This is a genomic window from Billgrantia aerodenitrificans (assembly GCF_021404405.1).
GTDB lineage: Bacteria > Pseudomonadota > Gammaproteobacteria > Pseudomonadales > Halomonadaceae > Halomonas > Halomonas aerodenitrificans.
Genome location: NZ_JABFTV010000006.1, coordinates 242,496 through 261,822 on the forward strand (window position 1 = coordinate 242,496; position 19,327 = coordinate 261,822).

18 protein-coding genes are annotated in these 19,327 nt (G+C 65.4%); 9 read left to right on the forward strand and 9 right to left on the reverse strand.

Translation table 11 applies throughout. From position 1 onward, the window contains the following. The first annotated feature begins 15 nt into the window (after positions 1-15). Positions 16-483 carry an outer membrane lipoprotein gene (locus tag HOP59_RS13180; protein ID WP_010627798.1) on the forward strand — a complete coding sequence of 156 codons (468 nt, stop codon included), beginning with the start codon at positions 16-18 and terminating at the stop codon, positions 481-483. A 104-nt stretch (positions 484-587) separates the two neighbouring features. Here HOP59_RS13180 and HOP59_RS13185 read toward each other — a convergent pair whose 3' ends face one another. After that, entirely contained in the window at positions 588-872 is a 285-nt protein-coding gene (locus HOP59_RS13185; RefSeq protein ID WP_234254231.1) for a hypothetical protein, read from the reverse strand. Between the two features lie 211 nt (positions 873-1,083). Here HOP59_RS13185 and HOP59_RS13190 point away from each other — a divergent pair, with 211 nt between their 5' ends. Continuing rightward, positions 1,084-1,566, forward strand: coding sequence for an FKBP-type peptidyl-prolyl cis-trans isomerase (locus HOP59_RS13190; RefSeq protein ID WP_010627796.1), 483 nt, complete (start codon positions 1,084-1,086; stop codon positions 1,564-1,566). An 81-nt stretch (positions 1,567-1,647) separates the two neighbouring features. Here the strand turns inward: HOP59_RS13190 and HOP59_RS13195 are convergent, their stop codons facing one another. Both HOP59_RS13195 and HOP59_RS13200 read right to left on the reverse strand, forming a co-directional pair. Next, entirely contained in the window at positions 1,648-2,274 is a 627-nt protein-coding gene (locus HOP59_RS13195) for a CDP-alcohol phosphatidyltransferase family protein (RefSeq protein ID WP_234254232.1), read from the reverse strand. After that, positions 2,267-4,504, reverse strand: coding sequence for an FAD-dependent oxidoreductase (locus HOP59_RS13200; protein ID WP_234254233.1), 2,238 nt, complete (start codon positions 4,502-4,504; stop codon positions 2,267-2,269). The genes HOP59_RS13195 and HOP59_RS13200 overlap by 8 nt, the downstream gene beginning before the upstream one ends. A 106-nt stretch (positions 4,505-4,610) precedes the next feature. Between HOP59_RS13200 and msrA the strand changes: the two genes are divergently transcribed. Beyond that, positions 4,611-5,228, forward strand: coding sequence for a peptide-methionine (S)-S-oxide reductase MsrA (gene msrA, locus HOP59_RS13205; RefSeq protein ID WP_234254234.1), 618 nt, complete (start codon positions 4,611-4,613; stop codon positions 5,226-5,228). On the opposite strand, the gene HOP59_RS13210 is transcribed toward msrA, so the two are convergent. Next, positions 5,214-6,416, reverse strand: a complete 1,203-nt coding sequence (locus HOP59_RS13210) for an MFS transporter (protein WP_234254235.1) — start codon at positions 6,414-6,416, stop codon at positions 5,214-5,216. The genes msrA and HOP59_RS13210 overlap by 15 nt on opposite strands. Positions 6,417-6,549: 133 nt before the next feature. On the opposite strand from HOP59_RS13210, the gene HOP59_RS13215 reads away from it, so the two are divergent. Further along, positions 6,550-7,437 carry a LysR family transcriptional regulator gene (locus HOP59_RS13215; protein WP_010627791.1) on the forward strand — a complete coding sequence of 296 codons (888 nt, stop codon included), beginning with the start codon at positions 6,550-6,552 and terminating at the stop codon, positions 7,435-7,437. Positions 7,438-7,489: 52 nt separating this feature from the next. Here HOP59_RS13215 and HOP59_RS13220 read toward each other — a convergent pair whose 3' ends face one another. Together HOP59_RS13220 and HOP59_RS13225 are read right to left on the reverse strand one after the other, a co-directional pair. Further along, positions 7,490-8,026, reverse strand: coding sequence for a C40 family peptidase (locus HOP59_RS13220; protein ID WP_010627790.1), 537 nt, complete (start codon positions 8,024-8,026; stop codon positions 7,490-7,492). A gap of 320 nt (positions 8,027-8,346) precedes the next feature. Further along, positions 8,347-10,812 (reverse strand): DUF1266 domain-containing protein, encoded by a 2,466-nt coding sequence (locus HOP59_RS13225; RefSeq protein ID WP_234254236.1) that lies wholly within the window; start codon positions 10,810-10,812, stop codon positions 8,347-8,349. A 200-nt stretch (positions 10,813-11,012) separates the two neighbouring features. On the opposite strand from HOP59_RS13225, the gene HOP59_RS13230 reads away from it, so the two are divergent. Together HOP59_RS13230 and gabT are read left to right on the forward strand one after the other, a co-directional pair. Then, a complete protein-coding gene (locus HOP59_RS13230) occupies positions 11,013-12,458 on the forward strand; it encodes an NAD-dependent succinate-semialdehyde dehydrogenase (protein ID WP_234254237.1) in 1,446 nt (481 codons plus the stop codon). Positions 12,459-12,492: 34 nt separating this feature from the next. Further along, a complete protein-coding gene (gene gabT, locus HOP59_RS13235; RefSeq protein WP_234254238.1) occupies positions 12,493-13,785 on the forward strand; it encodes a 4-aminobutyrate--2-oxoglutarate transaminase in 1,293 nt (430 codons plus the stop codon). An 82-nt stretch (positions 13,786-13,867) separates the two neighbouring features. Here the strand turns inward: gabT and katE are convergent, their stop codons facing one another. Next, positions 13,868-16,018 carry a catalase HPII gene (gene katE, locus HOP59_RS13240; protein WP_234254239.1) on the reverse strand — a complete coding sequence of 717 codons (2,151 nt, stop codon included), beginning with the start codon at positions 16,016-16,018 and terminating at the stop codon, positions 13,868-13,870. A gap of 253 nt (positions 16,019-16,271) precedes the next feature. On the opposite strand from katE, the gene HOP59_RS13245 reads away from it, so the two are divergent. Then, positions 16,272-16,946, forward strand: coding sequence for a hypothetical protein (locus tag HOP59_RS13245; protein ID WP_234254240.1), 675 nt, complete (start codon positions 16,272-16,274; stop codon positions 16,944-16,946). An 85-nt stretch (positions 16,947-17,031) separates the two neighbouring features. Here HOP59_RS13245 and HOP59_RS13250 read toward each other — a convergent pair whose 3' ends face one another. Continuing rightward, positions 17,032-17,274 carry a GlsB/YeaQ/YmgE family stress response membrane protein gene (locus HOP59_RS13250; RefSeq protein WP_010627783.1) on the reverse strand — a complete coding sequence of 81 codons (243 nt, stop codon included), beginning with the start codon at positions 17,272-17,274 and terminating at the stop codon, positions 17,032-17,034. Between the two features lie 85 nt (positions 17,275-17,359). Beyond that, positions 17,360-17,914, reverse strand: a complete 555-nt coding sequence (locus tag HOP59_RS13255) for a DUF924 family protein (RefSeq protein WP_010627782.1) — start codon at positions 17,912-17,914, stop codon at positions 17,360-17,362. Between the two features lie 82 nt (positions 17,915-17,996). Between HOP59_RS13255 and HOP59_RS13260 the strand changes: the two genes are divergently transcribed. Continuing rightward, positions 17,997-18,188, forward strand: a complete 192-nt coding sequence (locus tag HOP59_RS13260) for a hypothetical protein (protein WP_010627781.1) — start codon at positions 17,997-17,999, stop codon at positions 18,186-18,188. Positions 18,189-18,285: 97 nt separating this feature from the next. Then, positions 18,286-19,323, forward strand: coding sequence for a GlxA family transcriptional regulator (locus tag HOP59_RS13265; RefSeq protein WP_234254241.1), 1,038 nt, complete (start codon positions 18,286-18,288; stop codon positions 19,321-19,323). Positions 19,324-19,327 lie beyond the last annotated feature (4 nt).

Genomic DNA, 19,327 nt, shown 5'->3' on the forward strand with positions numbered 1-19,327 from the left:
CCTCAGGAGGTGTACATGAAGCGTCTTCTTCCCGTGCTGGCTCTCGGCATGCTGACCCTGGCCGGCTGTGCCAACACCTCGACCATGGGCGGCGATGTCTACCGCGGCACCCAGGCCGGGACTTCCCAGACCGTGACGTTCGGCAACATCACCGCACTGCGCCAAGTGCAGATTCAGGCCGACAGCCGCGCGGGCGGGATCATCGGCACCGGCGGTGGTGCCGTGGTCGGTGGCCTGCTCGGTCGTCAGGTGGGCGGTGGTTCCGGTCGGCAGCTGGCTACCGCAGCCGGCGTGATCGGTGGCGCCGTGGCGGGTAGCGCCATCGAAGAGTCGACCAACCGTGTTCGCGCCTGGGAAATGGAGATCCGCCGCGACGACGGTCAGAACGTGGTGATCGTGCAGAAAGCCGACCGCCCGTTCCAGGTCGGCCAGCGGGTGCGCATGATCGGCAGCGGCGCCAACGTCACCGTGGCCCCCTACTGACAGCTCGAGACAGTCAGTCCAAGGTTCTTTCTCAACGCCCTTTCTCAACGTAAAACGCAACGAGCCCGCGGCATCGCCGCGGGCTCGTTGCGTTCGATGAGAAATTAGTGGAAGTTGGCCCGGCCCATAGCCCAACACACCAGCTTCCAGGCAACGAAGCCCAGCAGGGCGATCACGATCAGGGTCAGCAGCATGTCGATGGGACGCACCAGCGTGGTGGCCCCCAGTACGGCAAGTGCCACGCTCCACACCCAACGGTTGCCGTCATCGCTCTTGATGACACGTGGCACCACCTTGTTCAAAGCAGCGCTGACGGTCGCCTCCCACAGCTTGATGCTGAAGAACAGAATGAGGGCAAAGGCAATCAGCCAGATCACGATTTCGGTCATGGGCACGGCTCCAATCAAGGTTGATAGAAATGGGACGGAAATTTTGGGTCACGCTAGGGTAGCCGCGAGGCTCATGCCGCGCAACTCGACATAAGAGCGTGAACGGAACTCAGGTCGAGCCGGCCAAAGCTGAAAAAACCGCATCCCCCCTGACAGCTCCGGCCTCGCGCGTTACCATGGTTCCTACATGCACTCACCGAAAGGTTCATCAATGCAGATTGCGCAGAATTCAGTCGTCGCGTTTCACTACACCCTGACCAACGATGCAGGTGAAGTGCTGGACAGCTCGGAAGGTCGTCAGCCGCTGACTTATCTCCACGGCGCCGGCAACATCATTCCCGGCCTGGAGAAGCAGCTGGAAGGGCGTGAAGCTGGCGAAAAACTCAATGTGACCGTCTCCCCCGAGGAGGGTTACGGCGAGGTGCAGCCGCAGCTGGTGCAGGAAGTGCCGCGTGACGCCTTCCAGGGCGTCGAGGCCGTCGAGCCGGGTATGCAGTTCCAGGCCCAGACTCAAGGCGGCCCGCTGATGGTCACCGTCACCAAGGTGGAAGGCGATACCGTCACTGTCGACGGCAATCACCCGCTGGCCGGCCAGAAGCTCAACTTCGACGTCGAGATCGCCAACGTGCGTGAAGCCAGCCAGGAAGAGATCGAGCACGGTCATGTGCATGGCGAAGGTGGCGTCGAGCACTGAAGCAGCGCTTCGCGTTCGCACGAACATCCCCAAAGAGGGCAGCCCCGGGCTGCCCTCTTTTCTTTGCTGCCGGCCTGTGGGTCACAGCGTCTCTTCGAGTCGCCGCAGGGTCCGGTAGCCGCCCCACAGCCGTGTGGCGGTGGTGATCAGGCACGCCACGGCAAACAGCGTGGCCAGCAGAGCGAAATGCTGGGGCCATAGGCAGAAGAGCACGAAAGCCAGAATGGTTTCCGTTCCCTCGGTCAAGCCATGCAGATAGTAGAACGCCTTGCGCTGAAAGTGCGGCCGCTCGAGCCCGTACCGGGTAGCCATGATGGCAAAGGCCAGAAACGACGTTCCGGTACCGATGAAGGCAAACAGCAGGAAGGCGGCCGCCAGCGCATTGGCCGCTGGATCGGCCAGGGCGAACCCCAGCACCACGGCGGCATAGAAGACGAAGTCGAGGCCGATGTCGAGAAAGCCCCCGGCATCGCTCGTCTTGCCCGTGAGCCGTGCCAGGGCGCCATCCACGCCGTCTCCGATTCGATTGACCAAGATCGCGGCCAGGGCGGCCAGATAGAGCTCCCACGCCAGCATCGGCAGGCTGAGCATGCCGATGCCGAACGACACCAGCGTCACCTGATCGGGGCGGACGCTCATGCGCTGCAGCCCTCTTGCCACGACCTGCAACGGGGCCTGCGCCAGCGGCATGGTCCAGCGGTCAAGCATCCTTGCTCCTCCTCTCGGACGACGTTGGCGATGACGACTCGGCCACCGCACTCCGGCCTTCCCCTCGCCGCCAGGCGAAGTAGCGCGCCAGCCAGTGCAGCAGCCGCTCGGGCTTGTGCGCATTCTTCCATATGCCGGCCGTTGCCTTGGCCGCCTCGGACCAGGTGGGATACGGATGAACCGTGCCCAGCAGCTTGTTCAGCCCGATGCCATGGGTCATCGCCAGGGTGAACTCGGCCAGCAGTTCGCCGGCCCCCTGCCCCACCACGCTGGCACCGAGAATGCGATCCCGGCCCGGCACCGTCAGCACCTTGACGAATCCTTCGGTACGCCCCTCGGTAATGGCCCGGTCCAGCTCGGCCAGCGAATAGCGCGTGACTTCGAACTCGACGCCCTGGCGGCGCGCCTCGCGCTCACTGAGGCCGACCCGGGCCACCTCGGGCTCGGTGTAGGTCACCGCCGGCAGCGCCCGATAGCTGACCCGAAAGCGCTTGAGCTCCCCGAACAGCGCATTCACCGTCGCGTGCCAGGCCTGGTGGGCGCTGGCATGGGTCAACTGGAACGGCCCGGCCACGTCGCCGCAGGCCCATACGTTGGGTAGCACCGACTGCAGGCTTTCGTCCACCGCCAGGGTGCCATCGGCGCGGGTCTCCACCCCCAGCGCCTCGAGCCCGAGGCCGCTCACGTTGGCCTGGCGCCCCACCGCCACCAGCAGGCGATCGAACGGCAGCCGGTACACTTCGACCTCACCCGAAGCGAGGCGACGCTCCACCTCCAGTACATGAGCGCTATCGGCTTCCGTGCCCGGCACGACGCGCAGCGCCCGGGTGTCGAGCCATAGCTCAACGCCCTCGCTCACGAGACGTTGGCGCAGCAGGTCGGCGGCATCGATGTCCTCCCGCGGCAGCAGTTGGGACCCCATCTCGACCAGGCTCACCCGGCTGCCCAGGCGGGCGAAGCTCTGCCCCAGCTCACAGCCGATGGGGCCGCCGCCCAGCACCACCAAACGCCCGGGAAGGGTCTCGAGCTGCCACAGATTGTCCGAAGTCAGCACCTCGATGGCCTCGAGGCCGGGCAGCGGCGGTACCTTGGGACTCGCCCCGCTGGCCACGATCACGTGCCGGGTGGTCAGCACGCGCTCGCCGTCGGCCCCGCTGACCCGTACGCGCCAGGGGTCGTCGAGCCGCGCCTCCCCCGCCAGCACCTCGACCCCGAGGCCCTCGTAGCGCTCCCGACTGTCGTGAGGCTCCACGTCGCGTATGGCACGCCGCACATGCGCCATCACGGCGCCGAAGTCGACCCGAGGTTCGCCTGCCTGGATGCCGTAGCGGCCGGCCTCGCGCACCTCCGCCGCAACCCGCGCCGCACGAATCAGCGCCTTGGACGGCACGCAGCCGGTATTCAGGCAGTCGCCGCCCAGGCGGTCGCGCTCCACCAGCGCCACCCTGGCCTTGACCGCCGCCGCGATATAGCTGGCCACCAGGCCCGCGGAGCCCCCGCCGATCACCACGATGTCGTAGTCGAAGCGAGCCGGACGTGAATGACGCAGCGCCAGCTGCCGGCGCTTGAGCACGGCCACCAGGCCCCGCGCCAGCCAGGGGAACAGGCCGATCAGCACGAACGAGCCGATCAGGCCGGGCGAGAGGATGTCGGAGAGCGACTGCAGATTGCCAAGCTCGCGCCCGGCATTCACGAACACGGCCGTACCCGGCAGCATGCCCAGTTGGCTGACCCAGTAGAAGGTCCACAGTCGCATGCGGGTGAGCCCCACCACCAGGTTGATGACGAAGAAGGGAAACAGCGGAATCAGGCGCAGGGTGAAGAGGTAGAAGGCGCCCTCACGCCGAATGCCCGCATTGATGCGCTCGAGCTGCGGAGCAAAGCGCCTCTCCAGCGGCGCCCGGGCCAGGGTACGGGCGATCAGCGCCGCCAGCGTGGCGCCCAGGGTGCTGGCGAAGGAGATGATCAGCAGCCCCCAACCGAACCCGAACAGCGCCCCGCCCAATACCGTCAGCAGCGTTGCCCCGGGCAGCGACAGCGCGGCCATGAGCACGTAGAGTACGAAGAAGCCACCCACGACCAGGACCGGATCATCGGCCAGCCAGGCCTGAAAACGGGCCTGCTCGGCCTGCAGGTTGGCCAGGGTCAGCAGCTCGTTGGCGCCGCTGAGGAAGAAGAGCGCCACGAGGGAGAGAAGTACGAACAAGAGTGCTAGACGGCGACGCGTCACAGGGTGGCTCCCGAGGCAGTGACTTTAAACAAGGTTATCCGGAACCTCAGTCGCTTGACAGCTTCCAACCTTACACAGCGATACGAACCACAAGAGGCGAACCGTCATGATCGGGATACGAAGCCTGGCCCTGGCTGGCGTGGTGCTATTGGCGCTGCCCTGGACGAAGGGCATGGCCAGCGGTGAAACCGCCACCGCCGTGTTCGGCGGCGGCTGCTTCTGGTGCGTCGAGGAGGCCTTCGACAAGGTAGAGGGCGTGACCGCCACGACTTCCGGCTTCAGCGGCGGGCACGTCGAGAACCCCAGCTACCAGCAGGTGGTGGCCGGCAACACTGGCCATGCCGAGGTGGTCCTGGTGGAGTACGACCCCGAGGCGGTCGACTACGCCACGCTGCTGCACGTGTTCTGGCGCAACATCGATCCATTTGCCGTCGACCGTCAGTTCTGCGACGTGGGCGAGGCCTATCGCAGCGCGATCTTCTACGCCAACGAGTCGGAGCGCGAGCTGGCCGAGGCCACCCGCGACGAACTCGCCGTGCGCTTCGAGCGTGACATCGCCACCGAGATCTCCCCCTTCGAGGTCTTCTACCCTGCCGAGGAGTATCACCAGGACTACTATCGCAAGAATCCGGTGCGCTACAACTACTACAAGGCGGCCTGCGGGCGCGAACGCCGCCTGGAGCAGGTATGGGGCGACGAGGCCGGCGGCCTAGCGCAGCGCTGACAGGCGCTCGAAGCCTCGCTCGCCGCGCCACAGCCACAGCGCGATGGCGAACGTCAGGCTGAGCAGCAGCCAGGAGCCGATCGCCACGCCGAACCAGCCGCCACGCTGCCAGAACGGCTCCAGCCACAGGCTGCCGAGGCTCGCTCCTAGATAGTAGAACACCAGATAGAGCGCCGAGGCGCTGCCCCTTGCCCGCTCCGCCTGACGACTGACCCAGCTCGACGCCATGGAGTGAGCGAGAAAGAAACCCACCGCGTTGACGGTCAGGCCGGCGATGATCCAGGGCAGCGAATCGGCCAGGGTAATGAGGGTCCCGGCCATCAGGATGAGAATGCCCAGCGCCATGCAGGCCGGCTGGCTGAAGTGGCGTGTCAGGCGGCCGGAGAGCGCCGAGCTGAAGGTTCCGCCCAGGTAGGTCAGGAAGATCATCCCCAGCCAGCGGGCGCTGAGCCCGAACGGCTCATCGGCCAGGCGGAAGGTGATGTAGCTGTACTGGTTGATGAAGATGAGAAAGTTGATGCCACCCAGCAGATAGGCCGCCAGCAGCAGCGGATGACGCAAATGCCCACCCAGATCGGCCAGGGCGCCACGCAGCTCGAAGCGCCGCGGCTTGAACTGGCCCGGCGCCGGCAGCAGCTTCCAGAACAGGGCCACCCCCACCAGGGTCACCAGCCCCACCGCCAGAAAACCGGCACTGGCACCGCCGAACTCGCCGATGCCACCGCCGATCAGCCGCCCACCGATGCCCCCCAGGGTGTTGGCACCGATGTAGAGCCCCACGGCCGCCATCAGCGCCGGCCGATCGAATTCATCGCCCATCCAGGCAATGGCCACCGCCGGCAGCCCACCGAGCACGAAGCCCTGAACCAGGCGCAGCGCCAGCAGGGTTTCGAAGTTGGGCGCGAAGGCCAGGCCCAGCGAACAGAGCCCGGTCAGCAGCAGCGTCACCCGCATGATGCCACCGCGGCCAATGGCATCGGACAGAGGGCCGAACACCAGCAGCGCCCCCGCCAGGGCCAGCGTGGCAACCGACATGATCAGGCTCACGGCCAGGGTCGAGACGCCGTAGGTCTGGCGCAGATCCGGCAGCAACGGCTGCGGCGCATAGAGATTGAAGAACACCAGAATGGAGCCGAGACAGAGCGCCAGTGTGGCACGCCACCAAGCGGGGGAACGCGCGGATATCATGCCGGTTTCCTGAGTGGGAAAGCTTGGCGCTTATGATCCGCCATGGCTTATGATAAGCCAAACAGAATAAAAAGATCGTAGCCATCTATTATTCTTATCACCGTTCTCACGCTCGCTCTTATCAGGAAGTGCCATGGCCCTGCCCTTCGATCTACGCGCCCTGCGGGTCTTCGTCACCGTCGCCGACCGCGCCGGTTTCAGCGCTGCCGCCCGCGAGCTTCACGTGGCACAGTCCGCCATCAGCCAGACGATCGCCAATCTCGAACGCCAGTTGGAGCTGATCCTGTTCCACCGTCACGAGCGTCGTATCGCCCTGACACCGGAAGGAGAGGAGCTGTACGCCCATGCCCGCGAGCTGCTCGAGCGCGCCGAGAGCACCCACTTGGCCATGCGCGAGCTGCACGGTCTGGTCAAGGGCGAGGTACGTATCGGCATCCCTTCGATGCTCGGCTCCTACTACTTCCCGCCGCTGCTGATGGGTTTCAAGGCGCAGCATCCCGGTATTCGGCTCACCGTGGTGGAAGCCGGCGCACGCCGGCTGCAGCGCATGATTGCCGCGGGCGAGCTGGACTTGGGCGTCGTGGTCGACGACGAGCAGAGCCGGCCCATGGAGCGGCGGCATCTGACGCGTGAAGAGATGGTGGTTTGCGTGCCGCGCACCCACGCCTTTGCCAGGCGCCGCAGCGTGACGGCGGAAGAGTTCTTTCAGGAGCCGCTGGTGCTGTTCCAGGACGGCTACTTTCATCGCGAGTTCGTCGAGGCCCTGTCGCGCCAGACAGGGCTCACGGCTAACGTGGCCTTCCAGTCGAACCTGATACCTCTGACCAAGGCCATCGTGCGTCAGGGCTTCGGCATCACCACCTTCCTGCGCCGGGTGGTGGATGAGCCCGGACTCGCGGCGGTCTCCTTCGCCAACCCGGCCTGGCTCGACCTGTCACTGGCCTGGGCGCAGGACGCCTATCTGTCGCGGGCGGAGAGCGCCTTCGTACAGTACGTCATCGCTCACCGCGACGCCTTGTAAGAGTAAAGCGCCATCGCGCTGACGCTTCTTGAGAGGTATGCAGAGATGCTTCTCAGCCTTCGCCCGGTTCGGTGACGCGCTGTGCCAGCGTGGTCGGTTCCAGGGTCCGGCGCGCCTGCCAGTAATAGCGCTGCCAGTAGCTGTTGCCGAGCTGCGAGAGCTTCACGCCCCGGGACGTGGAGGCGTGCAGGAAGTAGCCGTCGCCGACGTAGATGCCCACGTGGTCGTAGCGGCCCGGAGGACGGAAGAAGACCAGGTCGCCGACCTGCAGCTCATCGCGGGAGATCTCGGTGCCCTGCCGCACCTGCTCGCCGGTAGAGCGCGGCAACTGCAGGCGGAAGGTTTCGCTGAAGATCGTCTGCACCAACGCCGAGCAGTCGATCCCGTTGCGACCGGTACCGCCGATCCGGTAAGGGGTCCCGGCCCAGCGCTCGTGCTGCGCCAGCAGCGCTTCGCGGATCAGCTCGGGCGGCGGGTTGTGCAGGCTGCTGACCCGGAGGATGGGATTGTCCACCGGAGACATCATCGGATTGAAGGAGGACGACATGCCGGGCAACTGTCGTGCAAAGTAGTCGTCGGGCGCCTCCAACGACGTTTTCGATGGGCCAGCACATCCGGACAACAACGCCAACAATACACCGAGTAGAGCGATACGACTCGATCCCGTGGCTACCATCTTGCGAGGTCCTCGTTTCCCTGAGCCGCACGCATGCCCGGGTCGAGCAAGAAGCTCTACCTGACTGCCCGAGAGGATCGCTGTGGTAGTGGTGCTTGGCGACGTGTCGCCCGTACCACTGCCAAAGCGGCCTTGCGCTGGCTCGCGATTTGGCCGTTTCCAAGCTCCCTCAGCGGGGAGCCGGTTCAATAAACTTGCTGACTATAAACCACACTTCCTGACCAGAGCGAGCCCTAATGTAGCGTTTTGACATCGCCCGGTAACGTGTCGATATGCATAGGCGCCCAATGGCGCGGTCTCGCCCCGGGAAAGTCCAGGCTCGCCCAGGGACCGGTCAGCGGCGGCGCCCCCGAAAGCCATGCCACCAGGGCCTGGCGGAAGCTGCCCAGAAAGGCATCCCGCTCGGGGGTCTCCCCCATGAAGAACGAGAAACCGGCGTAGAGCCCGCTGGCATAGGCCGTCCAGCTACCGTAGTGTACCGCGGCCAGCCCATGGGCCCGATCCAGCACCTGGCTGAAGGCGTCGTCGTCGAGCCAGCCCAGCTGTCTTCCGGCAATGGCCAGATCCACCGCCTGGGCCACATCCCAGGCGGTCATGTCCAGCTCATTGCAGCCATCGGTATTGTCGCGTACCCGCTGCAGACGCAACAGGTGGTTGCGATCCTCTTCGCTGCAGTCGCCGCTCTCCAGCATGGCGATCTCCGACGCCAACCGCTGGGTATTCAGGGTATAAGGGGCGTAGTTGATCTGATACTCCTGCCGATCGCCCGCCTCGAGCAGGAAATCCAGAAATTCGGCAAGCTCGCGGCGCCCATGCAGGCCGTAATGGCTATCGATCCACTCCCGAATCGACACCGCCTCGCGTTCGCTTTCCACATGCGGTTCACTCCAGGCGGCATTGTTGAGCGGCCCTACCAGTGCCATGGACGTGAAGCGCGACAGCGTGGGGCGAGGCCCCGGCTCCTGCCACTGGGATGAGTGCCAGTCGAGCCAGTGGAAGGGGCTGCCCGGATCCTCCAGGTGCCAGCGGATCTCATGCACCAGCGGCGGATGCTCTCCTTCAGGCAGCAGCGCCTCCCACTGAGCCCAGGCCTCCAGCAAGCGCCGGGCATCGGGATAGAAGCGGCACAGAGTACCGCGCAGCGCCTCGGCCAGCGTCTCCAGCGCCTGGGAATCGAATGCCTCGCTGTCCATGGCCATCTGCAGATAGAAGGCATACTTCTCGGCCATGTGAATGGTCGCCGCATGGCGACTGCCCTGCCTCATCGCTTCGAGCATGGCCCTGTCGGCGGAATTGGGCCGACCGAACGGCGTCTCGGTGTCGGGCAAAATACCGTGGGCGGCATCGGCGGCCAGTTGATTGAGGTGATGTGCCTGTGCCGGCAGCCAGTAACGAGTGAGCGCTTGCACACCCTCGTCGGGGTGCAGGCCGAGGGTCTCTTCGAGATAGCGCAGCGCATCGCCGCGCCGCTCGGCGGCTACCGCCGCGGCGACGCCTTGGCGCATGCCGAACTCGGGCTCGCGTACCGCGGCCAGTGCCAGCACCCAATGCCTGGGTGAGCGCCGCCAGGCCATTATCGCTGCACGCGATGTCTCTCGCTCCGCTTCGCTCATCAACTGTTGCAACGGCATACGCCAGGGGCTGACCGGCGAGTTGAACAGCAACCCCCAATCGCGCTGCATGTCACCCAACCGGTCGCGCCCTTCGAACAGACTGCAGCCGCGCTGGTAGGCCCGCGCCAGCGCCGACCAGTCGCTGTAGCGGCGCAGCACCAGATCGGCGGCATGCGCGGCCAGCTCTTGGGCCTCGGCGACGCTCAGCCAGCCGGCACAGGCGCCGGCCCAGGCCAGATCGACCATGCGCAGCCAGTCCCAGGCGGCCCACTCGAGCGGCTCACCGTGCTCGATGAAACCCAGCAACACCTTGCCATAGTCACGCTCGCCAGGTGCAAGACCGGCAAGCCACTCCTGGCGTTCGGCACTCGAGGCCGTCAGCAGGCGAGCGGCATCGAGATCCCAGCCCTGCCGGTGCCCGTATCCCGCCAGCCACAGCAGGGTCTGGATCGTCCCTTCGCGACCCTCGAGCTGCCAGTAACGCTCCATCCACTCCGCCACGCCGGGCCAGTCGATGGCGGTGGGTGGAGCCTCCAGCACCGGAGAGAAGGCCGCCCGCAGACGCCAGATGCCGGCATGTTCCTCGTCGGCCCAGAGTGAAGGGCGCGGCTCCTTGCGCCGTTTGGCCACCCACGCGGTCAAGGCGTCCCAGGTGATGCCATCGCCGTCGCGCTCGAGTGCCGCCAGCGCTTCACAGGCTTCCCAGAAATCGTCGTCACCGCGCACCCAGCCCTCGGCGCTCTTGGCGTGGCGCAGCGCCTCGAGCCATTCCGCGAGGCTGTCGTAGCGGCTGGCGATCTCCTCGGTCACCCGCATCAACCAGCCGCGCAGGCGTGGCTCGGTCAGCCACTTGGCCGACCCCGCCAGGGCGAGCAGCTCCAGTGCAGCCAGCAGCCGGGCCGGGTCGGCCGTATCGGTGCCGAAGGCTTCGATGAGCCGCCAGCCCAGCTCGCCGCGATCGGCCACGCCCAGCGCCTGCAGCCTGGCGCTGGCCGCTTGGGCATCGATCATGTTGGGTTCGGGCTCGAAGGCCCAGTCGCACAGGACCAACTGCTGAGCCCACCAGGCGAAAAGGGGATCGACCAAGTCTCACCTCGACGTTCAACCAGCATAAGAAGGAGCGGCATCGCCTCTCCCGGGAAACCGGCGCCTAGTGTAGCGGAAAGCGCCGCGCGCGCCGATGACCTTGGCGCGGAAAAAAGCTCATGACGCAAGCTTCCAGGTCTTGGCGATGCGTTTTAAATAATGCACACTCAGCAGATAAGATAATCAACACTGGAGCTCCCATGTCCCTCCCTGCCGACATCTTCAGCGACAAGGCCTTCATCGGCGGCCAGTGGCGCGACGCCGAGCGGCGATTCGACGTGACCAACCCCGCCAACAGCGAAACGCTTGCCAGTGTGCCCGACCTGAGCGCAGACGACGCGCGCGACGCCGTGGCGGCGGCCGAGGCCGCGTGGCCGGCCTGGCGCCGTCAGACCGCCAAGCAGCGCGCCGCCCTGCTGCGAGCCTGGTTCGACGCCATCATGACTCACCAGGAGTCGCTGGCCCGCATGATGACCCTGGAACAGGGCAAACCGCTGGCCGAGTCCCGCGGTGAGGTGGCCTATGGCGCTTCCTTCGTGGAGTTCTACGCCGAAGAGGCCAAGCGCATGGCCGGCGAGACCCTGCCGAGCCACGGAGCCGACAAGCGCATCCTGGTGTTTCGCGAGCCAATCGGCGTGGTGGCGGCGATCACACCGTGGAACTTCCCGCTGGCGATGATCACCCGCAAGTGCGCACCGGCCCTGGCCGCCGGCTGCCCGGTGGTGATCAAGCCCGCCGAGGCCACGCCGCTGACCGCCCTGGCCCTGGCCAGGCTGGCCGAGCAGGTCGGTTTCCCCGCCGGCGTGCTCAACGTGGTCACGGCAAGCCGCCCCGCCGAGATCGGCGAAGTGCTGACCACCGACCCGCGGGTACGCAAGGTCTCCTTCACCGGCTCCACCGCCGTCGGCAAGCGACTGCTCGCCCAGTGCGCCGGCACGGTGAAGAAGGCGTCCATGGAGCTGGGCGGCAACGCCCCCTTCATCGTCTTCGACGACGCCGATCTGGACGCCGCGGTCGAGGGTGCGGTGGCGTCCAAGTACCGCAACTCCGGCCAGACCTGCGTGTGCACCAACCGTCTGCTGGTGCAGAGCGGTGTGTACGATGCCTTCGTCGAGAAGCTCGCCGCCCGGGTCGCCCAGCTGCAGGTAGGCAACGGCCTCGACGAGGGCGTGGTGCAGGGCCCGCTGATCAACCAGGCCGCGGTGGACAAGGTGCAGTCCCACATTGCCGACGCCCTGGCCAAGGGCGCCCGGTTGGTCTGCGGCGGCGAGCCTCATGCGCTCGGCGGCACCTTCTTCCAGCCCACCGTGGTCGCCGACGTCACCGATGAGATGCGTGTGGCCCGCGAGGAGACCTTCGGCCCGCTGGCACCGGTGTTCCGCTTCGACAGCGACGAGCAGGCCATCGCCATGGCCAATGCCACCGAGTTCGGCCTGGCAGCCTATTTCTACGCTCGCGATTACCGCCGGATCTGGCATGTGATGGAGGGTCTCGAATATGGCATGGTGGCCGTCAACGAGGGGATTCTCTCCACCGAGCTGGCGCCCTTCGGCGGCGTCAAGGAGTCAGGCCTGGGCCGCGAAGGCTCGCATCACGGCCTGGATGAATTCACTGAACTAAAATACGTCTGTGTCGGCGGCCTTTGATCGCCTGCAACGTCCACGCACGAAGGGAGGCAAGATGAACAACGCACAGCTCAACGAACTCAAGCAGCGCTACGTGGCCAACGGCGCCGCCAGCCCCGCCACCCAGTTCGCCGACCGCGCCGAGAATGCGCTGATCTGGGACGCCGACGGCAACCGCATCATCGACTTCGCCGGCGGCATCGGCGTGCTCAACATCGGCCACCGCCATCCCAAGGTGGTCGAGGCGGTCAAGGCCCAGCTCGATCGCGTCATGCATACCTGCCAGACCGTCATGCCCTATGAGGGCTACGTCAAGGTGGCGGAAAAGCTCAGCCAGGTCACGCCCGTGCGCGGCCATGCCAAGGTGATGCTGGTCAACTCCGGCGCCGAGGCGCTAGAGAACGCAGTGAAGATCGCCCGCGCCGCCACCGGCAAGAACAACGTGATCTGCTTCGACGGCGGCTATCACGGCCGTACCTTCATGACCATGGCCATGAACGGCAAGGTCGCACCCTACGCCGCCGACTTCGGCACCATGCCGGGCAACGTTTTCCGTGCCCCCTTCCCGGTGCCCTATCACGGCGTCAGCGAGGACGAGGCGATCCGCGGCCTGAAGATGGCGATCAAGACCGACGCCAACCCCCGCGATACTGCCGCCATCGTGCTCGAGCCGGTGCTCGGCGAAGGCGGTTTCTACCCGGCCCCGGCCAGCTTCCTCAAGGCGATCCGCGAGATCTGCGATGAGCACGGCATGCTGATGATCGTCGACGAGGTGCAGTCGGGCTTCGGCCGTACCGGTAAGCTGTTCGCCATCGAGTACAGCGGCGTCGAGCCGGACATCATCACCATGGCCAAGAGCATGGCCGACGGCATGCCGATTTCCGCCGTGGTGGGTACCGACAAGGTCATGGATGCCTCCGGCTCCAACTCTCTGGGCGGCACATATGCCGGCAACCCGCTCTCCTGCGCAGCCACCCTGGCGGTGCTCGAGGTCTTCGAAGAGGAAAAGATCCTCGAGAAGAGCCAGGCCCTGGGCGACAAGCTGGCCAAGCGCTTCGCCCAGTGGCAGAGCGACTTCGACTGCGTCGACAACGCCCGCAACATGGGTGCCATGGCCGCCCTCGACCTGGTGTCGGACAAGGCCAAGCACACCCCGGACGCCGACCTGGCCGCCGCGCTGTGCAAGAAGGCCCGCGAGAAGGGGCTGATCCTGCTCTCCTGCGGCCTCTACGGCAACACCATCCGCTTCCTGATGCCGGTGACCATCGAGGACGAGATTCTCGAAGAGGGCCTGGGCATCGTCGAAGCCGCGCTCACGGAACTGGTCGGCAGCAAGGCCACCGCCTGATCGTGACCACGTAGCGAAACGCCCGCCGGCTCATGCCGGCGGGCGTTTTCGTTCATGCCGTATCGTCGAGCGCAATAGGCTATCAGGCGGGCATGTCGTTGGCTTTCGGGTCACGAGCCCACACCCTGTGCTGCGCCATGGCGTCACGTAGCGCGGTGAAGACGTCATCCAGCGAAGCGCCAGTCAGCACACCCTCCTCGTTGGTGGGGATGTCCGCGGCATCCAGCAGCATCTTGCCCTCACCCACCGCGGCGACTGCCTTGAGGTGCTTGTAGGCTTCCTGCACGTAGTAACGACCGAGCCCCGAGCGGGCCAGCGCATCCACGCTGTCGGTGCCGCCGGGCACGATCACCGCGTCCACCGCTACCGAAGGCATGCCGTTGAGCATGGCATCGGGGGGCACCTGCTTGCCGTCGGCCGCTTTCAGCGGTGCCATGCTGGGGGCGATCACCTTGCCCTCGGCGCCTTCGGCCTCGAGCTTCTGCTTGATCGCCTCGACCTGGCCGGCGTCGACCCCATCGGCGGCCAGGATCGCCACCTTACGATACTTGATGTTGCCGGGAAGGCGCGCCATCAGGCTCAGGGCGGGCGATTCCAGCTGGGAGCTCGTTCCCAGCTCCTCGGCAGGCGCGGGCTTTTCGCTCGGTGCCTCGATGCCGTGGTTCTCGCCGACCCGGCGCGCCAGCTCGAGATCGATGTTGGGCAGGATCTCCTTGATCACCCGCTCGCGGATCCAGGGCCGTTGCACCTTGGAGAGCTCGAAGGTGTAGGCGGCGATGATGTGCTCCTTTTCGACCTCGGTCTGGCTGTTCCAGAACAGCGTGGCCTGGGAGTAGTGATCGCCGAACGAGGGGCTGCGAGCACGAATCTTGTGTGCGTCGATGCGCTCGTAGTGGGACTCGAAGCCGCCGTGCTCCGGCCCTGCCGGGGTCTCGCTGGGCCAGCCGCCGTCGATGGAGTTGGGCTCGTAGGAGGCCTGCCCCTTGTTGATGGTCTGGCGATGCATCGAGTCGCGCTGGTTGTTGTGGAACGGGCACACCGGCTGGTTGATCGGGATCTCGTGGAAATTGGGCCCGCCCAGGCGCAGCATCTGGGTGTCGAGATAGGAGAACAGCCGCCCCTGCAGCAGCGGATCATTGCTGAAGTCGATGCCCGGCACGATGTGCGCGGGATTGAAGGCGACCTGCTCGGTCTCGGCGAAAAAGTTGTCCGGATTGCGGTTGAGCACCATCTTGCCGATTGGGATGACCGGCACCTGCTCCTCGGGAATCAGTTTGGTGGGATCGAGCAGATCGAAGTCGAAGTTGTGCTCGTCCTCCTCCTCGACCACTTGGATGCAGAACTCGTACTCGAGGAAGTCGCCGTTCTCGATGTCTTCCCACATCATGCGGCGATTGAAGTCGGGATCACGTCCCCAGAGCTTCTGCGCTTCGTCCCAGATCAGCGAGCAGGTGCCGGCCAGCGGTTTCCAGTGGAACTTGACGAAGCGCGCCTTGCCCTGCTTGTCGATCAGGCGGAAGGTGTGCACGCCAAAGCCTTCCATGTTGCGGTAATGCCGCGGGAAGGCGCGGTCGGACATGGTCCACAGCACCATGTGGGTCGACTCGGGCATCAGCGAGACGAAGTCCCAGAAGGTGTCGTGTGCCGACTGTCCTTGAGGGATCTCGTTGTGCGGCTCAGGCTTCACCGCGTGCACGAAGTCGGGAAACTTGATCGCATCCTGAATGAAGAACACGGGCATGTTGTTGGCCACCAGATCCCAGTTGCCCTCGTCGGTGTAGAACTTGGTGGCAAAACCGCGCACGTCGCGCACCGTGTCGTTGGAGCCGCGCGCCCCCTGTACGGTGGAGAAGCGTACGAATACCGGCGTCTTCTTGCCGGGGTCCTGGAACAGCCCTGCCTTGGAGTACTGAGCGGCACTGTCGTAGGGCTGGAAGTAGCCATGCGCCGCGGCGCCACGGGCATGCACGATACGTTCGGGAATACGCTCGTTGTCGAAGTGATTGAGCTTCTCGCGGAAGATGAAGTCCTCGAGCAGCGTCGGCCCGCGCTCGCCCGCCTTCAACGAGTTGTGGTTGTCGGCGATGCGCGTGCCATGGTTGGTGCGCAGGTCGTGCCCGGTGGCATCGCTGCGGTACTTCTCCAGATTCTCGGACTTGCTGTGCTCGTCGGTCTTGAAGTCGGTGTCGTTGGGTTGGCCGCTGTTGGACGTGGTGTGGGGGTTGTTCGCCATGCTCGAACTCCTGTAGTGACAGTGGGATCCATCCTCCCTGGCGCACACTGCGCTCCGCCTTGCCCCGGCAGTTATGATTCTAAAGCTCCGACTGACAAGGTAGTTCCACCCCTGCTGGCCGCCAATCGCCATAGACTATGGCAACAAAAGAAAACATTAATCGCTTCAAGCCGTCACCCACTCCGGCCGATACTGGGTAACTGAACGAGGCGGCGCAGGACCGCAAACGATGGCAGGAATGAGGATTGAATCGATGAAAAGGATGACGGCCACCAGCGTGATAGCCACTCTGTGCCTGCTCGGTACGACTCACGCCCAGGCCCAGGAGAACAACCGGATAACGCTGGGGGCGGTTGCCGGCAGCACCGGTGTGGGCGCCGACGTGGCGTGGCGATTCAGCGACCGTCTGGGGATCTCTGCGCGCTACACCGGCGGCCTGGACTGGAGCACCGACTACAGCACCAGCGACGTCGACTACGACGGCGACGTCAATCTGGCGGCCGGCAAGCTGACGCTGGACTACTACCCCTTTGCTGGAGGATTCTTCCTCAGCGCCGGCCTCATGCTGCCGGATATCGAGGCCGACGTCGTGGGGCGGCCGCGCAATGAGGTCTACCAAGAATTCCCGACCGATCTCCTCGGCAACCTGCATGGCACGGTAACCCTCGCCGATGGTATACAGCCCTACGCGGGCGTAGGCTGGCGCCAGGCGCACCGCAGTGGCTTTGGCGTGTTTGCCGAAGTCGGTGTGATTCCCACCGATCCGGACGTCTCGCTGAGGACTTCGACCAGGTATGAGGACACGGACGAGCCAGGAGCACCCCAACTGCGCCAAGCGATTCGCCAGGAGGAGCAACGGCTTGAGAACGATGCAGAGAAATGGCCGGTCTACCCGGTGGCCGTCATCGGCGTAAGCTACACCTTCTAGCAGAGCGCCCGGCTCCATACGACTCGGCCCGGGCAGTTGCCCGGGCCGAGTCGATCCCTGTCTCATTTGGCACGACCCTAGGTGGCTATGCCTGCCGTACCTTGGAGATGATCCACAGCAGCACTACGGCCCCCACCGTCGCCGTGACCAGCGAGCCAATGAAGCCGCCGGCCTGAAGCCCCAGCAGACGAAACAGGAAGCCACCGATCACGGCTCCCACGATGCCCACGCCGATGTTGGGCAGGATGCCGAATCCGCCACCGCGCATGATGTTACCGGCGATCCAACCCGCCAGCCCGCCGATGACCAGCCAGGCAATAAGTCCCATGTCGTCTCTCCTCTCCTTTTGGTCGGTCCTGTCCCCAGAGGGGCTAATAATGGTGCCTGAGCGCAGCTTCCCTGCAAAGCGTAGCTTAGAATGACGAGCCGGGCTGCTCGAGAAACGCCAGCTCATCGGCGCTCGACTCACGGCCGAGGATGGCGTTGCGGTGCGGGTAGCGGCCGAAGCGCAGCAGGATATCCCGGTGCAGATGTTCGAAACGCAGGTTGTCTTCCAGCCCCGGCTGGTCGAACAGGCGCACTGCCTCGTCGTGCACCTTGAGCGACTCGCTGTGCATGTAGGGCATGTAGAGAAAGCTGCGCCACGTCACGTCGAGCCCACCGTCCAGCCCGTGGGCCACGGCCTCCTGGGCCAGCACCAGCGCCATGGCATCCTGGGCGAAAGCTCGAGGATCGTCGCGATAGAGGTTACGTGAGAACTGATCGAGTACCAGGATCTCGGCCAGCCGTCCTTGCGGCGTATCGCGCCAGTGCCACAGCTCACCGGCCGCGGCGGCGCCGTGCAGCGCGCTGAAGCGCTCACGTATCGTACCGTCGAGCGCTTCGTCCTTACGAAACCAATGGGCAGGTTCGAGCTCCTCGAACCAGAAGGCAATTACCGCGTCGCGGCCGGGCAGGCTCTCGCTCATGTCGTGTCCTCAGGTTTCATACTCTTGATATCATGAGCCTCGGTCGCGTTTATTTCACCCTCCGTTCGCTTCGGGAGATACCATGACGCCCATGCTCGGCATGTTCACCTTCGTCTTCAACCTCATCGGCCTGGTGATCTGTATCGCCGGGCTGACCCTGGCCCAGCGCCGGGGGAAGTATCGGCAGACGCGCTGGCCCGGTTACACCCTGGCTGGGCTAGGCTTCGTGGTCGCCACTACGCCGATCTGGATTCAGGGGCTACTGGTCCAGTGAAGCGACTGACCGATGTCCCAATCGGTGGGATATCGGTCGTTGCAGACATCCAGCCATCAACGGAAACTGGCAACACGTCTCGTCATGAGAGTTTGCCATGCCGCGTACCCTCGTTATCCTCGCCTACCCCGATTGCCAGTTGCTCGATGTCAGCGGCCCCTGGCAGGTCTTCGCCTCGGCCAACGATCTGAGCGGCCGTGAGCTCTATCGTTTGCATCTGGCCGCCGATGCTCCGGGCAGCGTGTCGACCAACGGCGGCTTGCCACTGCTGGCCGACACGGCCTGGAGCGATCTTGCCTCACTCGGCCCGCTGGACACGCTACTCGTGGCCGGCGGTCGCGGTATCGTCAGCCAGCGTCAGCGCCCGGTGCTGCTCGCCACACTGCGCGATCAGGCACGCCAGGTTCGCCGGCTGGGCTCGATCTGTACCGGCGCCTTTCTGCTGGCCGACGCCGGCCTGCTGGACGGCCACCAGGCCACCACTCACTGGCGGCACTGCGCCCAGTTGGCCCACGAGCATCCCACGGTTCAAGTGGTACCCGATGCCCTCTACGTCGAGTCGGCCGGGCGCTTCACCAGCGCCGGGGTCACCGCCGGCATCGACCTGGCCCTGTCGCTGCTCGAAGCGGACCACGGCAGTGCCCTGGCCGGCCAGGTCGCCCGCGAGCTGGTACTGTTTTTGCGCCGCCCCGGCGGGCAGTCGCAGTTCAGTGAAGTGTTGCGCAGCCAGAACCGCGCCCAGGGGGCGCTGCGAAAGCTGCTCGACCGCCTCCACGCCGACCCCGGCGCGCCCCACCGCCTGGATGGGCTGGCCGAGTCGATCGGGGTCACGCCGCGCCACCTGTCGCGCCTGTTCCGTCAGCAGCTCGCCACCACGCCCGGTGCCTACCTGACCCGTTTGCGCCTGGAGCAGGCCCGCCTGGCGCTGGTGGCCAGCGAGCGGTCGCCGCCGCTGGAACCACTGGCACGGCAGTGGCGACTGGGCGGCGCAGAGCAGCTGAGACGCCTGTTCCAGCGCCATTACGGCATTTCGCCCAGCCTCTACTACCAGCGCTTCGGCCCCAAGGGCCCAACTGTTACATCGACAGACGCTACAACGACAGCCGCCACACCTTCCCTCTCGAACGATGGATGAACGC